Origin of the sequence: Micromonospora sp. C81 (assembly GCF_018070425.1) — a bacterium.
Lineage (GTDB): Bacteria > Actinomycetota > Actinomycetes > Mycobacteriales > Micromonosporaceae > Micromonospora > Micromonospora zamorensis.
Map to the genome: position 1 here is coordinate 201,584 of NZ_JAGPXS010000013.1, position 6,898 is coordinate 208,481.

Here is a 6,898-nt window from a genome sequence, read left to right on the forward strand (position 1 = left end):
GGTGTTCATCGCCGATGGTGACGCACGGTGATGTATGACTACCTCGCCTGCTTCCGCTTCCCCTGTCGTACTGACCGATCAACTCGTTGTGCGCGCCGCGGTGTCCGCTTTCCTGGGCCGTTACCGTGGCCAGACTCGCGTCCATACTGATTCCGACCTACGGGTCTTCCTCCGCTGGTGCGCCGACCACGACCTGGACCCGCTGGCGGCGGCGCGGGTGGACATCGAGCGGTACGTGCGCTGGCTTCAAGACGTCCGCCGGTACCAGCCCTCGACGGTGTCCCGCCGGCTGTCGGTCGTGGTTGGGTTCTATCGGGTCTGCGTCATCGACGCCATCCTGGAGCACTCGCCGGCCGACTACGTCCGCCGGCCCACGGTGCCGGCCGAGTCACCGACCCTCGGACTGGGGCACCTGCAGTTCGAAGCCATGATCACCACCGCGCGGAAGTCCTCGAACCCGAACGACTTCGCCCTGGTCGCGCTCCTGGGCCTGCTCGGGTTACGGATCTTCGAAGCCTGCGGATCGAACATCGCCGACCTCGGTGAGGAACACGGTCACCGGGTCCTACGCGTGCGTGGCAAGGGCGGCAAGGTCGTCCTCGTCCCGCTACCACCCGCGGTCGCTCGGGCTATCGACCAGGCCGTCGACGACCGCACCGCCGGGCCGATCCTGCGCAACACCCATGGTCGGAGGATGGACCGGCACGCCGCCACCCGCCGACTCAAGCACCTCGCCCACACAGCGGGCATCCGGATGCCGAGGATGCACCCCCACATGTTGCGGCACACGTTCGTGACGACCATGCTCGACGCCGGCGTCAGCCTCCGCGACGTGCAGATCGCCGCCCGCCACGCCGACCCACGGACCACCATGCGCTATGACCGGGCCCGCAAGAACCTCGACCGGCACCCCAACTACATCCTCGCCGCCTACATGGCCTCCGGAACGTGATCAGCCGCTCACGGCTTTGCCGAGAGGCGCATGTCCGGTTGGCCATGAGACCCACGAGAAATCACGGCACTGCTCGGGGCCCTTGGGCGTGGGCGTGCTGTGCACATGGCTGGGCCGCGTGAGCGGTGATCATTGACCCGTCCAGAGCAGCTCACGGACTGGGCGACGCTCGCGGGACCGGCCGGCAGGCGGGTGCGCAGGTGAACTCGCACCAGAAGGCACCAGGCCAAAAGCAGACATGGTCGTGACCTCCCAATGGTCAGGCACACCGAACTCGTCCGCTACGCCGCTGCGGTCGAACGCGCGAAACTGCCGAGCGGACAGCCCGAGGGCCTGCGCCTGGATCGTCATGTGCGCCACCGCCTGCCCCAGGTCGTACAGCGAAAACTCTGAATACTCCCAGTCGGTGTCAGCCACGTATCGGTGCGCGAGGTTTGCCACGAGGACGCTCGCTGACGGTGCCCACCGCCTCGAACTGGCTGCGAGGTGACGCACGAGTCGCCGGTGCGTGTCGTCGCCTCGACGACCCACAATGAACGCCCACGGCTGCGAGTTGCCGGCGGATGGTGCCCATCGCGCCGCCTCCACGAGCAGCTCAATCTGAGTGGTCTCCAGATCGAACATCGGATCGAACGTCGTAGGGCTCCACCGTGCAGCAAGCAGGGGATGCAATCCGCGATCGGTCAGGTCGTCCAGCATCTGAACAGCCTGTCATAGGCGCTGCACCTGTCCTTGCGCCGCTGCCGATCCATCCGTCAGACAGGCAGTCGGCGGGCCCCCGGCCGCCGGGTGTGCCGATGCGCGCGGAAGTCATCGACCCGGCAACGTCGCTATCGTGACCGGGTGACCATGGCGACGCAACGGCAGGACTACTTCGACGCCCTCGATTGGGTGTCAGATCTGGCCACCAGGGTGCCCGTCGAGTGCTTCGGAACACCCACCCCCTGCGAGGACTTCGATGTGCGAAGCCTGCTCGGGCACCTCATCGGCACGGCATACCGAGGACTCGCCACTGCACGCTGCACCCCGATGCGCGACATTCCCCATGTGGTTGACGACGTTCCCGATGCCGAACTCGCCTCCACCTACGCGCGGCTGGCGGCTTCCATCCGAACGGCATGGATTCCGCTGGCCGCCGCTGAAGAGGTGCGTGCACCCTGGGGAACATGCTCGGCCATGCAGGCTGCGCAAGGCTTCACTGTCGAGACGATCACTCACGGTTGGGACCTAGCCGTAGCCACCGGTCAGCCTAGTGACGCTCCGAACGGCATTGCCGGTCGAAGCCTTTCCTACGCTGGCGCGGTGGTGCCGGACCGGCTACGAGGAGTCATGTACCACCCACCTGTTGTAGACGCGAGGGCCGAATCGAAGACCATGCAGCTCGCACTGCTCCTGGGGAGAAGAATCCGATGATCGCTGTCGCTGCCAGGTGGTGACACACTCCGTCGAGAAGCGGTCGTCACTGTAGGTGAGGGCAGAGGCCGGTGCGGTTTGTCGATACGCTCTCTTGGTGACTGAGAGTGGGAAGGCGGAGAGAGTGGCGCGGATCCGAGTCTTGACTGAGGTGGCACGGACGATGCTGACATCCGGTGCCGACGCGGATCAGGTTGCCAGGGAACTGCTCCGGCGCACCGATTCCCCTATCTCGGCAATCAAGGCCGTTGCCGACGCGACTGGCATGGGCTTGGGTGAAGCGAAGTGGGTTGTACACCGCAACCTCAACCCTGGGGTTCGCGAGGCTGCGGAGAACCTTTGGGACGACCTGCTCGACGGCATCAGTCGTTTCCAGGAACCGCCCAGCACACCAGATCCGGCCCGCTGAAGCAGCCGAATGAGGTGACGCGGCCGGGATACCGTCGCCACGGTCAGAGGTACATTGATCTGCCGCTGTCCACGCGTACCGCCGATTGGTCGGGCCGTCAACCTTCCTGATCGTCGACCACGTGGCCACTGGCGAAGATGGCACCGAGGAAGTGGCGGAAGACCGGCCAGGGAAGCTTCGAGTTGCCGTGCCCGGCGACGGTGACCTGTCGTGCGAGGGCGGGTACAAACGGTCCGCCAGACGGTTGGAGATCGGGGATGCGTATATAGATGTAGTCGTTTGAGGTGTTCGTTGGGTTGACCTCGTAGAGCTCGTAGCACCAACCGTCGTGCTCGCCGTCATGGTGGGACGTGACCTCGAAAACTCGACTCGCGAAGCGCCACAAGTTCAAGGACAAAGAGAGATCACCGGCCACGGCCGCGTTCGGCGCGCCGGACACGATGTCGCCGGATGACTCAACGAAGCGAACGAAGTGCAGCAACACCGGCCAGGGCAGTGGCCTCTCAGTGGCGGCCACGTAGGCGTGGGTGGCGTCCGCCGGCGTGAACTGCTCGCCGTCGGGCGTCGCATCTGGGATTACCACAGCGACCGCGCCGACCACGTCGGACGTTGCGCGTGGCCCGATCAGCTCGTAGGTCCACGCGTCCTCCGGCAGGAGGTACATCGAGCTGATCTGGTAGGTCATGCCGTCGTACGCCCACTCCTCCACCCCGGCAGGATGACAGGCCCAATGTGGAAGATTCGAACCCGCCAGGCACGACGTCCGGATCTGCCGCCGAGCGGGGCGCTGGCGTGCCGAGCGACCGTCAGTGCGCGTGCTGTTGCTCGGCCACCTCTTCGGCGACGACGTCCGGGCTGGCGTTAAGGCCGGCGGCGATCTGAGCCGGCAGCGGGTAGACACGTTCGACGGGCAGGTGAGCCGTTGCCGCCTGTTCGTCGCCGCTGCGCAGGAGGTCCCTCACGCGGTGAACGGTGGGGGTGATGTCCGTGACGGTCACGATCCAGTCGTCAACGTATCGATCGACTGCCTCGCCGGACAACCCGACCTGCAGCGACCGGTACGGCAGCGCCTTCAAATGCAGTGATCGTTCCGGATCCCACTGCGCTCGTACGGGGCTGGCCTTCAGTTGCCGGGTCCAGGTTGCCTTGTCGCCGTGCAGGTCTCGGTCGTAGTGGCTCAGGCTGGCTCGTGCCAGCGCCCACTCAAATCCCTCCCGCGCGATGTCGATGGACAGCACGCGCTCCTGCCCTGGCTTGGTGACCCAGCCGCAGCGGTACATCATCCACAGGAATGACGGCTTGATCCACGTCATCCGATCCCGCTTGAAGGGGGCCACGAAACGGCCGGCTGCCACCGCCGCCAGCGCGATCTGCGGGGGATACGCCTGGTACACGGTGATGGTGTCGGCTGAGTAGCGGGCGCGGATCTGACGGGCGGGAATGGACACGGCTTGATCGTCACCGATCGGGACTCGACTGCGCCATCGAGATTCCGCACCCAGGCCAGCACCAGGCCGAAATGGACCTGCGGCTGCACCGGTATTCGCCGCGAACCAAGCGCTACGCATTGTCGCCGCCGGGTTCGTTGGTGCGTGGTCGCAGTGTCACACCCCGGCCGGGACTGTCAGAATCGTGGTCAAGGAGTCGGTTCGTGGAGGCGGGGAGAGGGCATGAGCGACTGGAACGACAAGATCATCGTTGAGTTTCGCGCCAACGGTGGGCAGGTCGGCGGTCAGTTCGCTGGCGCGCCGCTGCTGCTGTTGCACACGGTCGGCGCCAAGAGCGGCCAGCCTCGCGTGAACCCGATGATGTACCAGAAGGTGGACGGCGGCTACGCCGTGTTCGCGTCCAAGGGCGGTGCGCCCACCAATCCCGACTGGTACTACAACCTGCTCGCTCACCCGCAGGCCCAAGCGGAGATCGGTACGGACAAGGTCGAGTTGGTCGCCAGAGTTGCCGCCGGCGACGAGCGGGAACGGATCTGGAGCGCGCAGAAGGCCGCGTATCCAGGCTTCGCCGACTATGAGCGGAAGACCACCCGTCAGATCCCGGTCGTCGTGCTGGAACCTGCGCCGTAGGCAGAGACGGTGCAACCCCGTTGCCCGACGGTGGGGGCGCGCCGCTGATCCGGCGCGTATTCGCTCATGGCTCCGAGATGAGTGCGTCCCGCTCCACGCGTCGCCGACCGAGGGTGAATATTTCACTGTGGGGAGTCGCCGGACCGTAGTCCGTCGACGAGGAGCGCGACCATGCGCCGGCCGTAGTCGGGTTCCTCGTTCGGCATGGGCGCACACAGTTTCGCAACGGCGTACAGCAGGTCCTGGGCACTGATCCGGGCTTGGACCTCGCCGTTGGCTGTCGCGGCTTCGAGCAAGGACTCGAGGGCCGGTCCTAGCTTCTGCATGAGATATCCGGGCAGGCCGTCGAACGCCGGATCGCCGGAGTGCAGGGCCGCGGCAAATCCGCGTTTGGTCGCGACGAACGCGGTGAACCGGTCGAGCCACTTCGCGAGGGCGACCCCCGGCTCGTGTGCGGCGGCCAGCGCCGGGGCCGCGTCGGCGCAGGCGTCGATCTCGCGCTCGATGACGGCCTTGATCAGGTCCGAGCGCTGCGGGAAGTGCCGGTAGAGCGTGCCGACGCCGACGCCGGCCAGATCGGTGATCTCTTTGGCGGGGGCGTCGACGCCGGCGGTGTTGAAGACCGTCTTCGCCGCGTCGAGCAGGGACTCGATGTTGCGGCGCGCGTCGGTGCGCATCCGGCGCGGGGCGCGTTCGCCAACACCGAAATCCGCTGTGTTGTCGGTCACAGCTGCGCCTCCCTTGCTGTTCCGGAAAAGCTTTCCGTATAGTTTCCGGAAAGAGTTTCCGCATAACCACGATACCGCAAGGAGACGCTCATGCAGTACCGCACCCTGGGCCGGACGGGCATCAAGGTCAGCCCGTACGCGCTCGGCACGCTGATGTTCGCCACGGTGATCGGGAACCCCGACCCTGACGACTCGATCAAGGTCATTCACAAGGCGCTGGACGCGGGGATCAACTTTGTCGACACCGCCGATGCCTACGGCGACTCGGAGGAGATCGTGGGCAGGGCCCTCAAGGGACGCCGGGACAACGTCATCCTCGCGACCAAGGTGGGCCTTCCCAGGCTGAACGCGCTGCCCCGGACGCCGGGCGCGGCCGCAGGCACCGACCCCAACCAGCGAGGCGCCTCCCGCCGCTGGATCATGACCGCAGTCGAGGGCTCGCTGCGCCGCCTGCAGACCGACTACATCGACCTCTACCAGATCCAGCGCCCGGACCCGGACACCGACATCGAGGAGACGCTCTCCGCGCTCTCCGACCTGATTCGCAGTGGCAAGGTCCGGGCGATCGGGTCATCCACGACGCCCGCATCCGACATCATCGAGGCCCAGTGGGTCGCCGAGCGGCGCGGGCTGGAACGTTTCCACACCGAGCAGCCGCCCTACTCGATCCTCAACCGCAGCATCGAGAGCGAGGTGCTGCCGGCCGCGCAGCGCTACGGGATGGGCACGCTGGTGTGGGGCCCGCTCGGGCAGGGAATGCTCACCGGCCGGGTCCGCAAGGGCGAGCAGAACGACCTGCGCCGCGCCCGCTTCTCCAAGCACCTCACCGACGAGCGTCGGATCGACGTCGTCGAACAACTCATCCCGCTCGCCAACGAGGCAGGCATGCCGTTGACCCACCTCGCCATGGCATTCGCCATCGCACACCCAGGCGTGACCAGCGCAATCCTCGGCCCGCGCACGATGGAGCACCTCGACAACCTGCTCGCGGGCGTCGACGTCACGCTCACCGACGAGATCCTCGACCGGATCGACGAGATCGTCGCGCCCGGCACCGATGTCACCCGGCTCGACCAGGCCTACCTGCCCCCGGCCCTGCTGAACCCGAACCTGCGCCGCCGGCCGGTCAGCGAGCGTGGCGCCGCCTGATCATCAAGACACAGTTACTGCAGGACGACATCAGGCGTACGGATCTGGCACCCCTCTGTGTCAAGAGGCCGCGGTGAGGGCTGTTCTAGGCTGGGGTGTGGCGGGTCCGGGAAGTGACTTTTCCGAAGTGTCGATCTCGGGGTTCAGGTCGGCCGCGCTGGATTGCAGA

9 protein-coding genes are annotated in these 6,898 nt (G+C 66.4%); 5 read left to right on the forward strand and 4 right to left on the reverse strand.

All coding sequences use genetic code 11. The features are described from left to right. Positions 1-88: 88 nt before the first annotated feature. The gene (locus tag KBX46_RS33190) at positions 89-952 is read left to right on the forward strand and encodes a tyrosine-type recombinase/integrase (protein WP_210793838.1); all 864 of its coding nucleotides are present in this window, start codon (positions 89-91) and stop codon (positions 950-952) included. Between the two features lie 129 nt (positions 953-1,081). Here KBX46_RS33190 and KBX46_RS21665 read toward each other — a convergent pair whose 3' ends face one another. Beyond that, on the reverse strand, positions 1,082-1,651 hold the full coding sequence (locus KBX46_RS21665) for a nitroreductase family protein (RefSeq protein ID WP_210793839.1): 570 nt from the start codon (positions 1,649-1,651) through the stop codon (positions 1,082-1,084). A gap of 150 nt (positions 1,652-1,801) precedes the next feature. On the opposite strand from KBX46_RS21665, the gene KBX46_RS21670 reads away from it, so the two are divergent. Both KBX46_RS21670 and KBX46_RS21675 read left to right on the forward strand, forming a co-directional pair. Next, the gene (locus KBX46_RS21670; protein ID WP_210793857.1) at positions 1,802-2,365 is read left to right on the forward strand and encodes a TIGR03086 family metal-binding protein; all 564 of its coding nucleotides are present in this window, start codon (positions 1,802-1,804) and stop codon (positions 2,363-2,365) included. A gap of 163 nt (positions 2,366-2,528) precedes the next feature. Beyond that, positions 2,529-2,774 (forward strand): hypothetical protein, encoded by a 246-nt coding sequence (locus KBX46_RS21675; RefSeq protein ID WP_210793840.1) that lies wholly within the window; start codon positions 2,529-2,531, stop codon positions 2,772-2,774. Positions 2,775-2,871: 97 nt separating this feature from the next. On the opposite strand, the gene KBX46_RS21680 is transcribed toward KBX46_RS21675, so the two are convergent. Together KBX46_RS21680 and KBX46_RS21685 are read right to left on the reverse strand one after the other, a co-directional pair. After that, positions 2,872-3,483 carry a hypothetical protein gene (locus tag KBX46_RS21680; protein ID WP_308159655.1) on the reverse strand — a complete coding sequence of 204 codons (612 nt, stop codon included), beginning with the start codon at positions 3,481-3,483 and terminating at the stop codon, positions 2,872-2,874. A gap of 97 nt (positions 3,484-3,580) precedes the next feature. Continuing rightward, on the reverse strand, positions 3,581-4,222 hold the full coding sequence (locus tag KBX46_RS21685) for a DUF4291 domain-containing protein (protein WP_210793841.1): 642 nt from the start codon (positions 4,220-4,222) through the stop codon (positions 3,581-3,583). Between the two features lie 222 nt (positions 4,223-4,444). Here KBX46_RS21685 and KBX46_RS21690 point away from each other — a divergent pair, with 222 nt between their 5' ends. Then, on the forward strand, positions 4,445-4,852 hold the full coding sequence (locus KBX46_RS21690; protein ID WP_088948929.1) for a nitroreductase family deazaflavin-dependent oxidoreductase: 408 nt from the start codon (positions 4,445-4,447) through the stop codon (positions 4,850-4,852). 122 nt (positions 4,853-4,974) lie between these two features. Here KBX46_RS21690 and KBX46_RS21695 read toward each other — a convergent pair whose 3' ends face one another. Then, positions 4,975-5,580, reverse strand: a complete 606-nt coding sequence (locus KBX46_RS21695) for a TetR/AcrR family transcriptional regulator (RefSeq protein ID WP_308159656.1) — start codon at positions 5,578-5,580, stop codon at positions 4,975-4,977. A gap of 90 nt (positions 5,581-5,670) precedes the next feature. Between KBX46_RS21695 and KBX46_RS21700 the strand changes: the two genes are divergently transcribed. After that, a complete protein-coding gene (locus tag KBX46_RS21700; RefSeq protein ID WP_210793842.1) occupies positions 5,671-6,729 on the forward strand; it encodes an aldo/keto reductase in 1,059 nt (352 codons plus the stop codon). Positions 6,730-6,898 lie beyond the last annotated feature (169 nt).